Source organism: Rhodoglobus galactosidasius (assembly GCF_054957775.1).
In genome coordinates, this window is record NZ_JBQIAV010000006.1 from 58,635 (window position 1) to 74,944 (window position 16,310).

The 16,310-nt window shown below is 55.4% G+C and carries 17 protein-coding genes; 8 read left to right on the forward strand and 9 right to left on the reverse strand.

Annotated features, from left to right (window positions below; genetic code table 11):
* Window positions 1-33: 33 nt before the first annotated feature.
* The 5 genes from ACTJJW_RS09130 to ACTJJW_RS09150 all read left to right on the forward strand — a co-directional run bounded on the left by ACTJJW_RS09130 (window position 34) and on the right by ACTJJW_RS09150 (window position 2,910).
* Window positions 34-267 (forward strand): helix-turn-helix domain-containing protein, encoded by a 234-nt coding sequence (locus tag ACTJJW_RS09130; protein WP_462643982.1) that lies wholly within the window; start codon window positions 34-36, stop codon window positions 265-267.
* Window positions 260-421: a hypothetical protein gene (locus tag ACTJJW_RS09135; protein ID WP_462643984.1), complete on the forward strand. Its 162-nt coding sequence runs from the start codon at window positions 260-262 to the stop codon at window positions 419-421. Before ACTJJW_RS09130 ends, ACTJJW_RS09135 begins: the two co-directional genes overlap by 8 nt.
* The gene (locus ACTJJW_RS09140) at window positions 417-893 is read left to right on the forward strand and encodes a HipA domain-containing protein (protein ID WP_462644273.1); all 477 of its coding nucleotides are present in this window, start codon (window positions 417-419) and stop codon (window positions 891-893) included. Before ACTJJW_RS09135 ends, ACTJJW_RS09140 begins: the two co-directional genes overlap by 5 nt.
* A 109-nt stretch (window positions 894-1,002) precedes the next feature.
* Complete coding sequence (locus ACTJJW_RS09145) at window positions 1,003-2,394, forward strand: MFS transporter (RefSeq protein WP_462643986.1); 1,392 nt, start codon at window positions 1,003-1,005, stop codon at window positions 2,392-2,394.
* A 51-nt stretch (window positions 2,395-2,445) separates the two neighbouring features.
* Window positions 2,446-2,910: a hypothetical protein gene (locus ACTJJW_RS09150; protein ID WP_462643988.1), complete on the forward strand. Its 465-nt coding sequence runs from the start codon at window positions 2,446-2,448 to the stop codon at window positions 2,908-2,910.
* A gap of 14 nt (window positions 2,911-2,924) precedes the next feature.
* Here the strand turns inward: ACTJJW_RS09150 and ACTJJW_RS09155 are convergent, their stop codons facing one another.
* On the reverse strand, window positions 2,925-3,428 hold the full coding sequence (locus ACTJJW_RS09155; RefSeq protein WP_462643990.1) for a VanZ family protein: 504 nt from the start codon (window positions 3,426-3,428) through the stop codon (window positions 2,925-2,927).
* Between the two features lie 345 nt (window positions 3,429-3,773).
* On the opposite strand from ACTJJW_RS09155, the gene ACTJJW_RS09160 reads away from it, so the two are divergent.
* From ACTJJW_RS09160 to ACTJJW_RS09170, 3 genes are all read left to right on the forward strand, one after another.
* Window positions 3,774-5,126 carry a lipopolysaccharide biosynthesis protein gene (locus tag ACTJJW_RS09160; RefSeq protein WP_462643992.1) on the forward strand — a complete coding sequence of 451 codons (1,353 nt, stop codon included), beginning with the start codon at window positions 3,774-3,776 and terminating at the stop codon, window positions 5,124-5,126.
* 228 nt (window positions 5,127-5,354) lie between these two features.
* Window positions 5,355-6,455 (forward strand): DegT/DnrJ/EryC1/StrS family aminotransferase, encoded by a 1,101-nt coding sequence (locus tag ACTJJW_RS09165; protein ID WP_462643994.1) that lies wholly within the window; start codon window positions 5,355-5,357, stop codon window positions 6,453-6,455.
* Window positions 6,456-6,526: 71 nt separating this feature from the next.
* Window positions 6,527-7,471 carry a WxcM-like domain-containing protein gene (locus ACTJJW_RS09170; RefSeq protein ID WP_462643995.1) on the forward strand — a complete coding sequence of 315 codons (945 nt, stop codon included), beginning with the start codon at window positions 6,527-6,529 and terminating at the stop codon, window positions 7,469-7,471.
* 60 nt (window positions 7,472-7,531) lie between these two features.
* Here ACTJJW_RS09170 and ACTJJW_RS09175 read toward each other — a convergent pair whose 3' ends face one another.
* Genes ACTJJW_RS09175 through ACTJJW_RS09210 form a run of 8 tightly spaced genes read right to left on the reverse strand, consistent with a single transcriptional unit; the run spans window position 7,532 to window position 16,308 of the window.
* Window positions 7,532-8,488, reverse strand: coding sequence for a glycosyltransferase family 2 protein (locus ACTJJW_RS09175; RefSeq protein ID WP_462643997.1), 957 nt, complete (start codon window positions 8,486-8,488; stop codon window positions 7,532-7,534).
* Complete coding sequence (locus ACTJJW_RS09180; protein ID WP_462643999.1) at window positions 8,488-9,777, reverse strand: hypothetical protein; 1,290 nt, start codon at window positions 9,775-9,777, stop codon at window positions 8,488-8,490. The genes ACTJJW_RS09175 and ACTJJW_RS09180 overlap by 1 nt, the downstream gene beginning before the upstream one ends.
* A 29-nt stretch (window positions 9,778-9,806) precedes the next feature.
* A complete protein-coding gene (gene wecB, locus ACTJJW_RS09185; RefSeq protein WP_462644001.1) occupies window positions 9,807-10,937 on the reverse strand; it encodes a non-hydrolyzing UDP-N-acetylglucosamine 2-epimerase in 1,131 nt (376 codons plus the stop codon).
* The gene (locus ACTJJW_RS09190; RefSeq protein ID WP_462644002.1) at window positions 10,934-12,034 is read right to left on the reverse strand and encodes a polysaccharide biosynthesis C-terminal domain-containing protein; all 1,101 of its coding nucleotides are present in this window, start codon (window positions 12,032-12,034) and stop codon (window positions 10,934-10,936) included. The genes wecB and ACTJJW_RS09190 overlap by 4 nt, the downstream gene beginning before the upstream one ends.
* Window positions 12,035-12,037: 3 nt before the next feature.
* Window positions 12,038-13,084, reverse strand: a complete 1,047-nt coding sequence (locus ACTJJW_RS09195) for a polysaccharide biosynthesis protein (RefSeq protein WP_462644004.1) — start codon at window positions 13,082-13,084, stop codon at window positions 12,038-12,040.
* Window positions 13,085-13,088: 4 nt separating this feature from the next.
* Entirely contained in the window at window positions 13,089-14,321 is a 1,233-nt protein-coding gene (locus ACTJJW_RS09200) for a glycosyltransferase family 4 protein (RefSeq protein WP_462644006.1), read from the reverse strand.
* The gene (locus tag ACTJJW_RS09205; protein WP_462644008.1) at window positions 14,318-15,286 is read right to left on the reverse strand and encodes a UDP-glucose 4-epimerase family protein; all 969 of its coding nucleotides are present in this window, start codon (window positions 15,284-15,286) and stop codon (window positions 14,318-14,320) included. Before ACTJJW_RS09205 ends, ACTJJW_RS09200 begins: the two co-directional genes overlap by 4 nt.
* Window positions 15,283-16,308 carry an MraY family glycosyltransferase gene (locus ACTJJW_RS09210; protein ID WP_462644009.1) on the reverse strand — a complete coding sequence of 342 codons (1,026 nt, stop codon included), beginning with the start codon at window positions 16,306-16,308 and terminating at the stop codon, window positions 15,283-15,285. Before ACTJJW_RS09210 ends, ACTJJW_RS09205 begins: the two co-directional genes overlap by 4 nt.
* Window positions 16,309-16,310: the final 2 nt, after the last annotated feature.

The following is a 16,310-nucleotide window of genomic DNA, read 5'->3' on the forward strand; positions in this document are numbered from 1 at the left end:
GTGTCAACCTCGAAATGCAGCAAGGGGAAGTCGATGCGTTACACCACACGGGTCACCGGGCCGGAATCGCTTGGTCAACTAATCCAGCAAGCCCGTGTGGCTTCTGGGCAGACTCAGGCTGAGCTCGCGAGTGAATTGGGCGTATCGCAACGAGCGATTACTGAAATCGAAACCGGGAAATCTACTAAACAAATGCGACGGGTGTTTCAGCTGCTCAAGACGGTAGGGGTAACTCTCAATGGCGAGTGGGGGGTGAACGATGGTTGAGCTCGCTGTAGAGCTTTACGGCCAGCGGGTCGGCGTCATCTCGGGAGATAACTACCGCTCGTTCGACATCACTTTCGACCCTTCAGCTATCGCGACGTTCGGCGCAAATAGTCGCACGCTCTCAATGGCAGTCCCTCGGCGTTCCCACCATTGAGAAGTACGAAAAATATGGTGTTGTGACCCTGGACCGCATCAGCCGTTTATTGGCAGAGACCGACGAACGAAATCCCCGGCTCACGCTCGCGAAGATGCTCACGCTGAGTGTTGCTGTAGGCAACCTGGATATGCACGCCAAGAACATATCGCTACTGCACCCAGCGGACGGCACGGTAACTGTTGCGCCCATGTACGACGTGGTGCCGCAGACACAGTACGACACTGACGGCGAATTCGCGTTCCGCGTCAACGGCAAACTCGACCACGCATCCATCACCAGGGCCGACATCATCGATGAGGTGACGAAGTGGGGGACCGGGCGCGCCGAAACGGTCGTCAATGAAACTTTAGAGGTCGTGCGGGAGTTGGCGGCGACAGAGACCCCACACCCCTCAGCAGAGCCCTTTCTGCACGAGCGTATTCAGCGATTCAGCCAGAACCTGCTCGACAATCGCATGGTGGGCGCATAGGGGCCTCTCTACGCACCCCACATATCCCCGCTAAAGCGGACACGCCCCAATGTGGCCGGTATGCCTATTGTTGTACCAATTGTTTGCCGCGCACCACTAACCTGTTCGCATGACGGACAAGACTCCCGACAACGACGTCCCTGACTCTCCCGCTATCCCCAAGAGCCAGGTTCGCGCCTGGGCGTTATGGGATTGGGGTTCGGCCGCGTTCAACGCCGTCGTCACCACATTCGTCTTCAGCACCTACCTCGCGAGCGGGCTGTTCATTGATCCCGAGATTCTCGCTGCTGCCGGAGACGACGAAAGAAATCCGGCGCTCGTTCTCGCGAAAGCGAACAATACGACCGTGATTTCTGGCGCGCTCACCATCGCCGGTGTGCTTGTGGCACTCTTGGCGCCGATCCTCGGCCAACGGTCGGATGGGTCTGGTCGTCGCAAGCTGTGGCTTGCGATTAACACGGGTCTCGTTGTGCTTGCGATGGCTGCGATGTTCTTCGTGGCTCCTGTGCCTTCTTACATCTACCTTGGCGCCGCACTTTTGGCTGCCGGCAACATCTTCTTCGAGTTCGCGAGCGTCAACTACAACGCGATGCTTGTGCAGGTTTCAACACCAAAAACTGTGGGTCGCGTGTCGGGCTTCGGGTGGGGCATGGGCTATATCGGCGGCATTGTGCTGCTGATCATCCTGCTCGTCCTGTTCATTCAGAACTTTGGCAGCGAAACCGGCAACGGACTTCTGAATGTGCCGTTCGGCAGTGACGGCGGCGCACTCGACGTTCGTTTCGCGGTTCTTGCTTCAGCAGCGTGGTTCGCGATCTTCGCAATTCCCGTGCTGATTGCCGTTCCGGAGATTCCTGCCGGCGCCCGCGAAAACCAGGTCAGCTTTTTCGCTAGCTACGCAAAATTGTTTGGCACGATCAAAGCTTTGGCGCAGAAGAGCCCTCAGGTGCTCATGTTCCTTCTGGCCAGTGCCGTCTTTCGTGACGGCCTCGCCGCGGTATTCACCTTTGGCGCCATCATCGCGGCGCAGGTGTTTGGCTTTAGCCCAAGCGAAGTCATCTACTTCGCTGTGGCCGCGAACCTCGTCGCTGGAATCGGCACCTTTGTCGGCGGCTGGCTCGATGACAAGCTCGGCGCCAAGAATGTGATCATCGGATCGCTCGCTGGACTCGTTCTTGCCGGACTCGCAGTGCTCTTCGTCGGCGACCTCAAGACAGGGTTCTGGATCGCGGGCCTCTTCCTTACTCTCTTCGTCGGACCAGTGCAGGCGGCAAGCCGCAGCTTCCTCGCCCGCATCACTCCCGTCGGTCGCGAAGGCGAGATTTTCGGACTCTACGCGACCACTGGTCGAGCGGTCAGCTTCTTGGCACCCGGCCTCTTCACTCTCTTCGTGACTCTCACCGGAGATACCCGTTTTGGCATCATCGGCATCGTAATCGTGCTGCTTACCGGCCTCGGCCTGATGATCCCCGTCAAGGCAAAGCAGTCGATGATCGACTAGTCAGTCGGGCGAGCCCGAAAAGTGCTCGTGGAAGAGGAGTAATGTCGGTTTATGGACACGCAACAGCCCATCGGATATTGGGTGAAACTCGTTGACCGACTGATTGATGAGCTCTTCGCCACCACCCTCGAAGAACACGGAATCACTAGAAGGCAGTGGCAACTGTTGAACGTGTTGTCGAACAGTGCTGCAGGTGTCGAGCAGCTCGACATCGAAGTCGCGCCGTTTTTGACTCCCGCGAGCGCCACTGTGCCGCCCACTCAAGGTGCACACACGAGTTCGCTTGAGTCGTTGACCGAACTCGTCGAGAGCGACTGGCTCACGACGGACGGCACTCTCTACGAACTCGCCGATCGCGGACGCACGGTTGTTGAACGGCTCACTGCTGTGATCGCCAACGAACGCAAACGAGTCACCGCAGGTGTAACTTCTGAGCAGTACGACACCACCGTCACCGTGCTTGAGACTATGGCGCGCAACCTCACCGCAGAAGGCGAAGCTGGGGTTTCCCGCTAGGGCAGCTGCTCCCTTTAGTAGTGTCGCGAAGCAGTATTTCGCGTTGCGTTGCGGCGATCGTGCTCGACTAGGCCATCCCGGTGCGCAACAAGGAGGCGGATCAGCAGAGCGCCGATAGCTCCGAGCAGGAATCCTGTCGAGTTCGAGATCAGGTCTCGCACTTCGGGAAAGCGCCCGGGAAGGAAGAGCATTTGGCTGAGCTCGATTGCTCCAGACATGAGCGTTCCGGTGAACAGCAGAACCCACCAGTGTCGCTGCGAGATGAGCATCGCAGTGAAGATGCCCAGTGGAACAAACATGAGTATGTTACCGATGAACTCAATCGTGAGAAAGTCGACGCTGAGAAAAAGCCCCCGATAGTGGAGCGATGTGAGTAGACGATCGACTACGCGTGACACGAAGCCAGAGCCCGGCATCTGCGGCGTCAAGGTAATCACCGCGACGAACAGCGAGTAGCCGACAAACAGCACCATCGTTAAGCGCCGACGGAACCGCGACGCCTTGGGACCTTCGTCCATCGTGCCCCTCCGCTTCGGCCTATGACTTTGCCGCATAGATAAGTATCTCTCGCCATCAGCGGCCTAACCGCTCAATGCCAAAGACCACACTTACACCTGCAGCAACAAGGAGCGCCAATTTGACCCGACTATCCGGATCGGGCTGAACCGCCCCGAGCTAGCCGTCATCTGCGATCTAGGCTTGGCGATTGAATTCGGTTCTTCCTGCCAATTTTGACATCGCGGGCTCGCCCGTTTGGCCAACTCACGTAATCAACTATAGTCATGATGTTGGCGCCATTCACGACTACCAAATCCCCGAATCTTGCAGCCATACTCGCACGACACCAAGCGACGGAGGCCTAGTTGAGCAAAACTCGCTCGCTACTCGGGTCGGGGTCGGCGGTCGTGGCCGCCCGACTCTTCTCACTCGGCGCCGCAGCTATCCAGCTACCTTTGTTGACACGATTCTTAACTCCGACAGAATATTCCGCGCTCGCAGTTGCAATCGCCGTCGCCGCTTACTTCAGCCTACTAAGCGCCGAACCAGTGATCCTCGGCTTTGAGAGGTTCCCTGGATCATCGCTCGACCGATTCAATTACAGATACGGGCTAGTTCGCACACTCGGCTACGTCGCCATTGCAAGCGCCATTGTTGCAGCCGTAGCATACCCGCTCGGCCATATCGAAAGCGCCATTGCCTTTGTTGGATGGGGAATCGGGGTTGCGGTCAATCGACTAATCTCCCTCGCATGGTTAATGTGGGAGAAACCTTGGCAGTACGCATGGAACCTAATCGCAGGAACCGGTGTAAGAACAGCCACACTCGTCTCCCTGATAATGCTCGGTTGGAATCCGCTCATCAGTCTTGGGGCCGCGGGGGTCTTCTCCTCGATAGCCGCGCTGATTTTAAGTCCGAAATTTCGGCTTAGATCATTGCCGCGGCCTGAACGCGTACGACCTTGGCCGTTCAAGTTCGGAATGCATCTTGCGTTTGCGTCTCTCGCTGTCATGATCCTCAATAATTCAAACCTGCTCATACTCGCAGCTTTAGCGCCCGGCCCAACCGTCGGAACTTATGCCGCGATGCTGCAGGTAGCGACGTTAACTTCTGGTGCCCTGCTTGGTCTTATTCTCACGGTTGCCTATCCGCCGCTCCGACAAGCTTGGGATAACGGCAACCAAAAGCTCGTTCACGCTAGTCTCGCGACTCTGCAATCGGCATGCCTAGCTGTCGCCTTTGCAGTAATAGTCGTGTTCTATCTGGGAAACGGTTTTCTACTCAAAATCATCATCCCCACAGAGTTCGTTGACCTTGCATTACTTGCACCACTGATAATGGCAACATCTCTCGCGACGATGGGCGGAATCGCCAGTTGGCATCATCAACTCCAACTGAGAGCAGGACTAGTAGCCACAAGAACTGTGGTGGCCGCTGTGTTCGGAGTGCTTTCAACACTCGGCCTAGCAGTGTTTTTCGGCGAGCGCGGTGCCGCTCTTGGCTCAGTTGTCGGATTTGTCCTGTACCTCGTCGTCATGCAGATTGGTACGAAACTTCCATCGAGCACACTGGTAGTCGCTGTGATCTCGGCGCTTACTAGCTCTGGCACGCTCCTTTTGCCATACGCCGAAAGCCCTATCGTAGTAGTTCTAGCATTCGTAGCATTGGCGGGCACCACCTATCTAGCCGCACGAAGTCACCGCGCGTCACCCCACTAAACGACACTGTGGGAGAGCCCAAGAAAGTAGCTCTGATTCTTTCCAGCAAGATGATCCTTGATCCGACTCTGACGATATTAGGTCAGAAGCAATTGTCAGCACACGTCCATGGCTAGTGACTTTAGCGATCCATGAGATCGATGTGAAGTAGCATTGTGATGCGCCACGCGATGTACCTCCCATTTGAATCGGAGCCTTAGATTGTCGATAGCCCAACGCACTGTTCCAATGAACGATCTCTCGCGAGGAATAGAGCGCGATCGACAGGAGATTGAAAAGGCTGTTTCGGATGTTCTTGACTCCGGGTATGTAGTGATGGGGCCCCAAGTCAAGGCCTTTGAACAGGAGTTGGCTGCATATGTAGGGGTTCCTTGGGCGCTGGGGGTCGCGTCAGGCACTGATGCACTTGAGCTGGCAATCAAAGCAACGATGCCACTAGGTAAACAGACAGTTCTCACAGCGGCGAACGCAGGCGGGTACGCCTCGACGGCAGCGTTGCGCGCAGGTTTCAGGGTTCGCTATGCCGATATAGAATCGGATTCCCTTTGCGTAAGCGACCGGACGATTTTAGAGGCGTTGAGCGACGACGTCGGGGTCGTCGTTGTTACTCATCTCTATGGGAATCTAACGGACATTCGAGGACTAGTTGAGTCATGTAACGCCCGCGGGATCCGCGTAGTCGAGGATTGTGCTCAATCGCTTGGTGCCCGTGTGGGCGACCGCGCAGCTGGCACCTTCGGAGATGTCGGTGCTATCAGTTTTTACCCGACCAAGAACCTTGGCGCGCTCGGTGATGGTGGCGCGATCGTTACTGGAAATGCTGAATATGCGGCTAGTATCACTCGCCTTCGGCAATATGCCTGGGACCCAAAATATCGGGCGACGACGTCCGGAGGAATGAACTCCAGACTCGATGAGCTGCAGGCTGCAATATTGCGTATCCGCTTACCCAAGCTTGATTCATTCAATGAGCGTCGCCGTGAGATCATCCAGAGGTACGTTGAAGCCGCCTCGGACAGCCCGCTAAGAGTGCTCCCGGCAAGTGACCCTCACCACGTCGCACATTTGGCGGTTGGCTTATCCCGCGAGCGCGACGACATTAGGGACCACTTTTCCCAGCACGGCATTCAAACTGACATCCATTTTCCGTACCCGGACTACAGCCAACCTGGCTTTGAATCCGAACTCCGAAGCTTGCCACGGACGGAGGCCGCAACACGGCAAATCTTCACGCTTCCATGCTTCCCTGAGTTAACTGACGAAGAGGTCGATCAGGTATGTGAGGCTATCCGAGGAATAGCTTTGGCCCAACCATCGACTGCTATTTAGACAACCTGTATGAGTGCAGTCCACTATGGCTTAGCCACTGCACCTCTAAACCTTGAATTGGAGTGACTAGCATGGCGAGACCCTTTATTCACCCTCAGGGAATCTGCGAATCTTCGACCGTCGGCGACGGTACGACAATATGGGCGTTCGCACATGTGCTTCCCAAAGCAAGAATCGGCGAAAATGTCAATATCAACGACCATGTGTTTGTCGAAAATGACGTCACCATTGGCAACAGCGTAACCATAAAGTCCGGCGTCCAACTTTGGGATGGAATCGAACTTCACGATCGCGTTTTTGTTGGCCCAAACGTCACCTTCACTAACGACCCTTTCCCGCGCAGCAAGCAGTACCCACAGCAGTTTCCGCGAACAATTATCGAAGAGGACGCCTCTATCGGCGGCGGTGCTGTGATCCTTCCAGGCGTGACCATAGGGCGAAATGCTATGGTCGGCGCTGGTGCCGTCGTCACCCGGAATGTGCCACCATTCGCAATCGTGGTAGGGAACCCCGCTAGAGTGACCGGCTACACAGATAGTAACGGACGAAAGCTTGCCATCCCTGGCCCGGGTGACGACGGGACCACAGAATCCACTCAAGACACACCAAGCCTGACTCGCCTTTCCAAAGCAACTGATATGCGAGGAAGTCTCGTCGCTTTCGATTTCCGTGCAGATCTACCGTTCGTTCCAAAACGATTCTTCACCGTCTTCGACGTTCCAACTCGAGACGTGCGCGGCGAGCATGCACATTTCCGCTGTGAGCAGTTCTTGGTCTGCCTCAGCGGGAGCGTTCGTGCAATAACGGACGACGGCACTACCCGTATCGAACATCTGCTTGATTCCCCAGAAATGGGGCTATACATGCCAGCAATGACATGGGGGACACAATACTCATATGGCGCAGACACGGTGCTTGGCGTCTTTGCATCTCATTCTTACGATCCAACAGACTACATTCGCACTTACGAGGCGTTCCGAGAGGCGCTAAATACGGGGGTTGAGGAACGTGCGTAAGTTGACGGTTCGAAAACTCTAGATGGCATCTCGATTCTGATGTTCGTCTAGGCGGTCGAATTACACGTAGCGCTTTAGGAGCTTCTTCAACTGCCGAAATACCACTTGGGCCCCTGGAATCCGAATCACGCTAGTTAGGGCGACGACAATCGGGATCGGCGCAAAGAGCCTCAGCTTTTCGGCATAGTCACGTGCGAGATCGAACTTCCCATTCTCCATCGATCGATACACCGCGCCAAGAAGAAACCTCATCCCTCCTCTGCGGATTGCAACGCGAACACCAGGCAGATCGCCGTAGCGCAGTTTCGTGAGTTCAAGAGTCTTCAAGAAGTCATCGCTATAGGTGTCAAATCGTTTGCCAATATTGCCGGCATGCTGCCGATAGATTGCGAGTGGCTCGTTGATGCGTCCGACCTCACCCTTTGCGCTGACGTCGATAAAGTACATCCAGTCACTGGCCGTTCCGATCACTGTGTTGAAGCCCCCAATAGGTATGGAATCCGCACGAACCATAGTTGCCGGACCAGGCAACGCCGCGCCGAATTTCGCGATCATGTCGATCTGATTCCTGACAATGTCCTTTGCCCGATCCCCAACTATCCCCGTAACCAAACCATCTTCCATTACCTGACAGGGATGATAGCTCAGGACGAGTTGAGGGTTCGCGTCAAATGCTTCGACTTGCCTCCTAATTTTTTCAGGGAACAGTACGTCATCACCGCCCATGAGGGCGATATACGTTCCGCTGCACATCGCGAGGCCAGCATTGCAGTTTGCGGTGACGCCCTGATTCGTCGGGTTGAGAACAAGCCGGACGACTTCGGGATGCTCGCGTTGAATCCCCTCGAGGATCAGTGGAGTTTGGTCACTCGACCCATCATCCGAAACCACAATCTCTAAGCTGTCGAAGTTCTGTTTAAGGCAAGACTCGAGCGTTTCCCTTATCAAGTGTTCTTGGTTATAAGTAATTATCAGAATGCTTACTAGCGGTCTTGGCATCAATATCGGCTCCGTCATTAGCGACTAAGTTCAGGGGAGATCGCGTCAAGAGACTGATTTGTCGGCACTCCAAAACGATCCCTTTCTGGCACCAGTAGGTGCCCAAAAACTGCTAGAAACATTGCAAGGTAGTAGATCGATGCAGAAGCGGGCTGATATAACGTACCGTTGGCGAACACAGAATTCACCAAGAAAATCCCGTAAGCCAGCAGAATCAATTTGACTTCAGATTGTCGGGTGCTTCGGTAAAGCCGAATATTGCGAACCAGAATTATTACCAAAGAGGCAATCAGAATCCCACCTCCGAGAAAACCGAAGACGGTGACAGCCTCTACGAATTGATTGTGCGCCATTGGAGCGAGCGAATCTGAGTCAGGCACAAGTGCCGTATTGGCCATGCCAAATCCACCACCAAACACGTAAACTAGGGGGTTCCCGATATCAGCAAGCGCCGCAAAGTTAAGTGCAGGAAGTTTGGTTATCCGATCGAGTGCTCCCGTTATTATTGTTTGGTCATAGTTCAAGATCGAACCGTCGCTAATACCGAAGCTAACAAGGGTTGCATCGAGTCGGTCCCTCAACGGAGGGATAAGTCCATAGGCCGCGGCTCCAACCGCTGCAAGGCCCAAACCTGCATACAGCAGCTTGACGTACGCGTGCCTGTTCAGCACCACTAGAACGAGTACGCCAATGAGAATGTTTACAATCGCAGACTTTTGGAGCGAAATTATCGCGGAGCTGACGATCACTAAGACCAGGATCAAGCGCAGTGGTGGGCGAATTGCTTGCGAAAGGACGAGGTAGCTTCCAACGATGATCCCAAGCGCTGTAAGACTACCCAACACGGATGTGTACCGTTCCAAATCCGCGCGCTCCGACGATGCAGCAAACCAAGGAATAGGCCCGGTCAAAAGCTGGAGTGGCAGGGTGAGGCTCGCCGCAACAAAGAAGACGGCGTAGGTCGCTAGATGCTTCCGCAAAGTCAAGTAGGAGTCTGTGTAAAGGTAAAGAGCGAAGAACACCGGAACTGCGAATATGAGTCGCGACAAACCGAACAAGGCTCCCGCAGGAGAAATAATCGCTAGGGACGTGATTGTCCCGAGTAGCGCAACGCTAACCAAGGCGAGAAATGGTGTCCACCGACCTTCCTTAAAGTTACGGAAAATCTTACGGGCGAACTGAACTGTTACGTAGATTGCGGTGGGCGCATACAGCACGAGGAACAAGACCAGAGACAAGTGCCTTAGTGTGTGCAAATTGATGATCGTAAAAACAATTGCGAACTTGACCTGATTGTTCTGAGTCAAGTACTTGTTCCAGCGTGATCTCATGAAATTCATCTGCGAATTCCCGTGCGCACATGATGTGTCGCGGCAGTTGAACGAATAAAACTAACGACACGCCTAGAAGTGTCTGTAACCAGATATTCTTCCGGCACTCCTGCGGGGCCATCAGTCTCGAATTGTGCCAACGAAAGTGAAACGGAATTCAAGACGGAATCCGTATCCACGCCACACGTGATGGTCACGCCTGTATCAATTGCTTCCGGGCGCTCAATCGCATCCCGTAGCGAAACCGCAGGAAAGCCAAGGATCGCCGACTCTTCGCTGATAGTGCCACTATCTGAAAGGACGAGCTTGGCCGACTGCTGAAGCCTCACATAGTCGTTGAAGCCAAACGGCGGGTGGAATATTAGCTTGTTCTTCAACTCGTCAGGCTGCCCCTCGAGCCGCAGTCTGGTTCGTGGATGCGTCGAAACGAGCACGGGGACTCCATACTCGTCCGCGAGCAGCCCAAGCGCCATGAGCACTGACGTCAGCCGGTGCGGGTTGTCAACGTTCTCTTCACGATGCAGGCTGACGAGAAAGTAGCCCCTTACCGTGAGGTTCTGGCGGGTCAGGATGTCGCTGGAAGCGATCGCGTCGGCATTACCGTCAAGCACTTCGCGCATAGGTGAACCTGTCAAAAGGATTCGCGATGGGCGAATTCCCTCTCCCAGCAGATTTCGACGTGCGTGCTCTGTGTAGACCAAGTTGTAGTCGGAGACGTGATCTACCAGACGACGGTTCGTCTCCTCCGGAACATTTTCATCGAACGACCGGTTGCCCGCTTCCATGTGATAAACCGGGATCTTCATGCGCTTTGCCATCACAGCAGAGATGCAACTGTTGGTATCGCCCAACACCACTACAGCGTCAGGACGCTCGGCTGAGAGTACTTCCTCAACTTTGACGAGGATGGAACCGAGTACGGCGCCCAACGAGGAAGTCTCCGCGTTGAGGAAGTAGTCGGGCTTGCGCAGACCTAGGTCTTCAAAAAATACTTCGTTGAGTTCGTAGTCGTAGTTCTGGCCTGTGTGCACGAGTACGTGTTCGGTGTATTTGTCGAGTCGTTTAATTGTCGCTGCGAGACGAATAATCTCGGGACGCGTTCCAACAACAGTCAGAACTTTCAGGCGATTACTCATGGTTGGACTGCCTCTGCGATGGTGTCGGGAGCTTCAGGATCATAAATATCATTCGACCAGAACGATGTGTAGAGCTCGCTTGATCCGGTATTGGTGATTTTATGCGACCACATGGTGGGCATATCGATCGCGACCGGAGATTCGCCCGTTACAGGAAACTCGATTACTTCATCCGTGAAGAGCTTACGGAGGGAAATGGTTGCGGTTCCCGAGAGCACCGTAAACCGTTCGATCTTGCGGCGATGAAAGTGGTCACCGCGGCTAATTCCTGGCGCCGTGGTTGAGAATGACGACTGCCCGGGCCCGCCGTGTGACCTAATAATCTCGAAGAACGAGCCTCGTGCGTCTGCATGGCGGGTAAGGCGCACGGGTGCCTGCTGCGGGAAAGTGTAGGAACGGTAAGTGTTGAAGAGGTCGCGGTCAAACTTTTTTGCAACGTCAGGGATCTCGCCGGCGCCGTACGTTTCAGCGAAAGCGCTGAGGCGCGCAAGAACTCCACCGACATGTTCGTGCACTTCCAGCTCAGCTTGAGCGTCAGGAGTGACATTGCCCAGCATCAGGTCGACCGCATTCTGCGCATGAAGCAGAGTCAACTCCTTGTCATGCTCAACAGTAGGCGTCTCCCCCTTCGCCAGCAGGTGACTAAAGGTAGATGTGACCGCGTTGTAAAACGGGCGGCCGTGCTCGCCAAAAAGGTTAGGCAGGAGTACGTTTTGGAACTCAGCACCAACCTTGCGGGAGGCTTCCCTGAGGATGTCGGCGGCAGCCGCTTTTGCGTCTCCGTAGACGTTCTTATTCGTGGCCTGGGTGGAATTAGCATAGACCACAACACGGGGCGGCTGGGTGGCACGGATCAGAGAGTCGGCGATTTGACGCGCAAAACGCTCGTTGCCGCTGCGCACTTCTTCATCGGTCCCGCGATTGACGCCTGCGATGTGCACAAGTCGCGAAGCCCCTTCGAGGATGTCAGCTGCACGCCCTGACGAGAAGGCATCTCCCAGCGGGATACCCCGCGATTCGACTCCAGCTTCCAACAACGCAGCTCTAGTATGCCAACCCAGAAACCCGTTAGCTCCGGTCAGCGCAACATGTGACATAGATCAGATCGCCCTTTCGAACGACAGGCCCGCCGCGACCATCTCCTCGCGAACCTCAGGCAGCGTGAGTAGGAGCTGCTCAACTTCAGACACGTCCATCCGTTCGACCGTATGAGAGTCGTAGTCCGCGAAGTCAGACTGCGCAGGGTTGCCTTCATCTACGTAGACACTGTAGTTCAGGTCGCGATTATCAGCCTTGATACGGAAGTAATCACCCATATCTTGGGCTCGTGCGAGTTCTTCGCGACTCGCCAACGCCTCTGACAACTTTTCAGCGTGCCGCGTGCCGATGACCTCAACCTTCGCCGATGACTTGAAGAGGTTGATGGCCGCCTGAGCGAGATCACCGATCGTGCACGACTTCGCCTTGCGGATGAAGAGGTCTCCCTGCTGCGCATTGTGAAAAGCGAACTCCACGAGATCAACCGAGCTTTCTAAGGACATCATGAAGCGGGTCATGTCGGGGTTAGTGACAGTCAGGTTCTTACCCAACTTAAGCTGGCGAATGAACAGTGGGATGACCGAGCCACGGGAGTACATAACATTGCCGTAGCGCACGCACGAAACCGTTGTTTCAGCGTTCGGGTTATTGAGCCCGTAGGACTGAGCCACCTTCTCCATCATGGCCTTACTCATCCCCATTGCGTTGACCGGGTAGACAGCCTTGTCAGTGCTGAGACACACGACAGAAGTCACACCTGCGTGATCTGCCGCGCGAACAACATTTTCACTACCCAGAACATTTGTCTTAACAGCTTCCATGGGAAAGAACTCACATGAAGGAACCTGCTTCAGCGCGGCCGCATGGAATACATAGTCGACGTCGCGAACGGCTCGCTCAACACTGAGATAGTCACGAATATCGCCAACGTAGAAACGCAGCCGAAGATCCGCTAGTTCATGGCGCATGAGGTCCTGTTTCGCCTCATCCCTGCTCAGCACTCGCACTTCAGCAACGTCTCTATCGAGAAGCTGTCGTGTCACCGTGTGGCCGAATGATCCTGTCCCGCCTGTGACCAGAACCGTCTTACCCGCATAACTCGAACTCATAATTTTACCAACTGTCCTTCACGCTTTTCTGGCGAGACTCCGAATACAGAATCGCCTCAATTTGGGATACGCCGCTATCCAATGACATGGAAGCGTCGTAGAAAATTTTGGCGGCTCTCGCCATACCTGCACGCACCTCTGGATCAAGTTCTGCAGCCTCGCGAAACACCGCTGCGAGCTGACCAGGGTCGTCCGGATCACAGGCGAAACCAAGCTCATTTTCTTGCACAAGACGCTTCACATCACCGCGCACGGCCGTAATGACAGGGATTCCCTGGGAGATGCTGGCCTGCAGCTTCGACGGGATTGTTCCTTCAAAGATATCGAGGTTACTCAACGAAACAATCTGAAAATCGGACCCGCTATGGATCCGTCCCATCTCTTCGGGAGGCACTCGCCCGGCAAACGTGACGTTGGTTACGTCCAGTGACGCAGCCAGGTCGCGGAGTCGCTGATCTGCCACACCGGAACCGACAAGTGTGATGTGGAGGTTCTCAATGTCTTTCACTGCGTTCGCTGCATGAATTACATTGTCAAGGCTTTGATGATCCCCAAAGTTGCCAGCGTAAACAACCGAAACCGTTTCGGGGCGGCTTCCCACCGTTTCTTCTACGCTCGACGGCTCAACCCCGGACCAGTTGAATACTGTGTGAACACGATCCGCTGGTACACCGCGCTCAACAAGCATCTTTGCCATCGTCGGGGCGATTGCGATCGTCGCAGAAGCTGTGCGGTACAAGAATCGAAGCCACGGGTTCAGGATTCCTGCTATTACTCTCTTGGCAGCGCCGCCACCCACCATGGAAGAACCAGTCACGGATTCTGGCCACAAATCCTGCACATGCATGACATAGGGAAGGCGAAAGAATGCTCTCCACAACGATGGCCCGATGGCTGGAGTCATCTGGGTCGCGTACACGTAGACGATGTCTGCCGACCGAATCCAGGAGTGAGCAAACGCCGCGCTCCAGGCGTAGGTCAAGTAATTCGTGAATCGCGCGATGGGATTGTATGAGTGGCTGACAAACAGCGGAACTCGCCGAACCTCCACCCCGTCAATGGTCTCAACGTGATTAAGTCGCTGTCGGTAGCCTGGGAACAATTGACCATCAGGGTAGTTGGGGTAGCCAGTAATCACCCGAACCTGATGACCGCGTGAGACCAAGCGCCGAGCAAGCGTATCGGGGATACGAATAGCCTCGGGCGAGTAGTACTGAGTAACGATGGCAATCTTCACGAGTCGGTTCCTTGGGCGCTTTCTTCACTTGCGTACCAGTGAGCCGTACGGCGCATGGAATCTTGAAAAGACACGACCGGACGCCACACCCACGCCGTTGAGCAGGAGCCGGTTTCCATCTCCAGTGACCCCACCAGACGATTGATGACTGCTGACCTTCCAGTAATCGCGCCTGCGAACTTCAGCATTCCAACAGGGAATGGGAAAAGTTGGCTCTTCTTGCCAAGAGCTGAACTGATTTCTCGAAACATTTCCGGGGTTGATGGGCTAAACCCGTCACCGGCCAACACCAGAGCATTCGCCGCTTCCGGTTCAGACGCCGCTCGCTCGAGCAAGTCAACAAGGTTCCAAATAGATGTCATAGTTCGACGGTTCCGCACTCTCGCGAGGGGCAACGGCAGTTCCCGAGCGGCGAGGCCGAGCATTTTGATGAAGTTCCCCCCCACACCGGGCCCATAAACGAGAGGAGTCCGCGCAATGACTACGTCGAGGCCAGTTTCACGATGAAGGCCCGCGAGCGCTACTTCTGCTTCGAGCTTTGACAGGCCATAGGGATCGGCAGGGTCCGGCTCATCATGAGCGGTGTAAGGCGTTCCTGACGTGCCTTCGCCGTTGACCTTGATGCTGCTCAAGAAGACGAACCTCGAAACGGCTTGCTCTGCTGCAGCACGTGCCAGCGTCTCGGCACCCTGTGCGTTGACACGGCGGAATTCCTCGAGCGGATCCTCTGATGTGTCATTCATCACATGCACGCGCGCGGCGAGGTGGATGACAACATCATGCCCTACCAGCAGCCCCGACCAATCTGAGTCTGGGCCAATCGACCCAATCACTAACTCATCAGAGCCTGTAGGCGCCGAACCCGACGACCGAACGGCCGAAGTGACATTGTGTCCCTGATCCAGCAAATGAGGAACTAGGTGTCGACCGACGAACCCGGTAGCCCCAGTAACAAAAATCCTCATACCTCGTGGCCCCCTGAGACTCGATCGATGTGGCGCCCTCGCTGGGCATTCACGATTCTACCGAGCATGAGGTAGACAGCGACAACGACGAGCAGGAGGAGTGCGCTAACTGGCCACCGCTCCGGCGTCGCGGCAGCTAGGAGGCCAGCGGCGCTGCAGGCAATGCCGAACACCGTGACAATCACGGAAACCTGAAGATGAGTTAAACCAGCATCAGTAAGTCGCTGATAGACATGACTGCGGTGAGCCTCATACCAGCGCTCCCCACGAAACACTCGGCGCGCTAACGTCACTCCCGAGTCAGCGAGGTAAATAGTCAGGGGGCCAACGACGCTCAAGAGGGGTACTCCTCGCGCAATAGCCGCGGCAGCGACTATTGCAAGGCTCCCACCAAGAAGATAGCTACCGACGTCACCGAGGAACATGCCGCCGCGAATCAGGTTCCAGGGCAAAAAGCCCAGAAAAGCCACCGCGATAACAAGACCAACTGGAATCATCCAGAGCTCGCCGGTGATGGTTCCTAGGACCGCGTAAGCGGCCCCGGAAGCAGTGCCATGAAGACCTGAGATGCCGTTGATGCCGTCCATGAAATTGGCGACGTTGATGTAGCCCGCAACGGCCACGGCGAGCAATGGCACAATCCACCATGACATTCCCGTAATGCCCGCGAGGGCGCCGGCGCCCGCAGCCCCCAAGGCGAGCTGTATGCCCGCACGAATGAGAACTGGAATACCCCGCGAATCTTCCACCCAACCGAGCAGGCCAGCGCCGGCCGCGACCAAGGCGACGATCAGAATGAGCGGTGAGTCCTCCTGCGCGACGGGATCAATAAGAACAACCATCAGTCCGAGAAGAATGGCAAGAAGAGGCGCCAACCCAACACCGCGGATGACTGCGACTGTGTGGGATGATCGTGCGTTCGGGACATCGATAACACCTAAACGACTAAGCAATGGCTTGAGCAGCACCGGGACGGTAAGGCTCGCGAGCAGCGCCACTCCCGCTGCAACAACAATCACCACGT

Bases quoted from the DNA above. Each gene is read 5' to 3' on its own strand.
- ACTJJW_RS09130 (WP_462643982.1), top strand. From the start codon at position 34: ATGCGTTACACCACACGGGTCACCGGGCCGGAATCGCTTGGTCAACTA.
- ACTJJW_RS09135 (WP_462643984.1), top strand. From the start codon at position 260: ATGGTTGAGCTCGCTGTAGAGCTTTACGGCCAGCGGGTCGGCGTCATC.
- ACTJJW_RS09145 (WP_462643986.1), top strand. From the start codon at position 1,003: ATGACGGACAAGACTCCCGACAACGACGTCCCTGACTCTCCCGCTATC.
- ACTJJW_RS09150 (WP_462643988.1), top strand. From the start codon at position 2,446: ATGGACACGCAACAGCCCATCGGATATTGGGTGAAACTCGTTGACCGA.
- ACTJJW_RS09155 (WP_462643990.1), bottom strand. From the start codon at position 3,428: ATGGACGAAGGTCCCAAGGCGTCGCGGTTCCGTCGGCGCTTAACGATG.
- ACTJJW_RS09165 (WP_462643994.1), top strand. From the start codon at position 5,355: ATGAACGATCTCTCGCGAGGAATAGAGCGCGATCGACAGGAGATTGAA.
- ACTJJW_RS09170 (WP_462643995.1), top strand. From the start codon at position 6,527: ATGGCGAGACCCTTTATTCACCCTCAGGGAATCTGCGAATCTTCGACC.
- ACTJJW_RS09175 (WP_462643997.1), bottom strand. From the start codon at position 8,488: ATGACGGAGCCGATATTGATGCCAAGACCGCTAGTAAGCATTCTGATA.
- wecB (WP_462644001.1), bottom strand. From the start codon at position 10,937: ATGAGTAATCGCCTGAAAGTTCTGACTGTTGTTGGAACGCGTCCCGAG.
- ACTJJW_RS09190 (WP_462644002.1), bottom strand. From the start codon at position 12,034: ATGTCACATGTTGCGCTGACCGGAGCTAACGGGTTTCTGGGTTGGCAT.
- ACTJJW_RS09195 (WP_462644004.1), bottom strand. From the start codon at position 13,084: ATGAGTTCGAGTTATGCGGGTAAGACGGTTCTGGTCACAGGCGGGACA.
- ACTJJW_RS09205 (WP_462644008.1), bottom strand. From the start codon at position 15,286: ATGAGGATTTTTGTTACTGGGGCTACCGGGTTCGTCGGTCGACACCTA.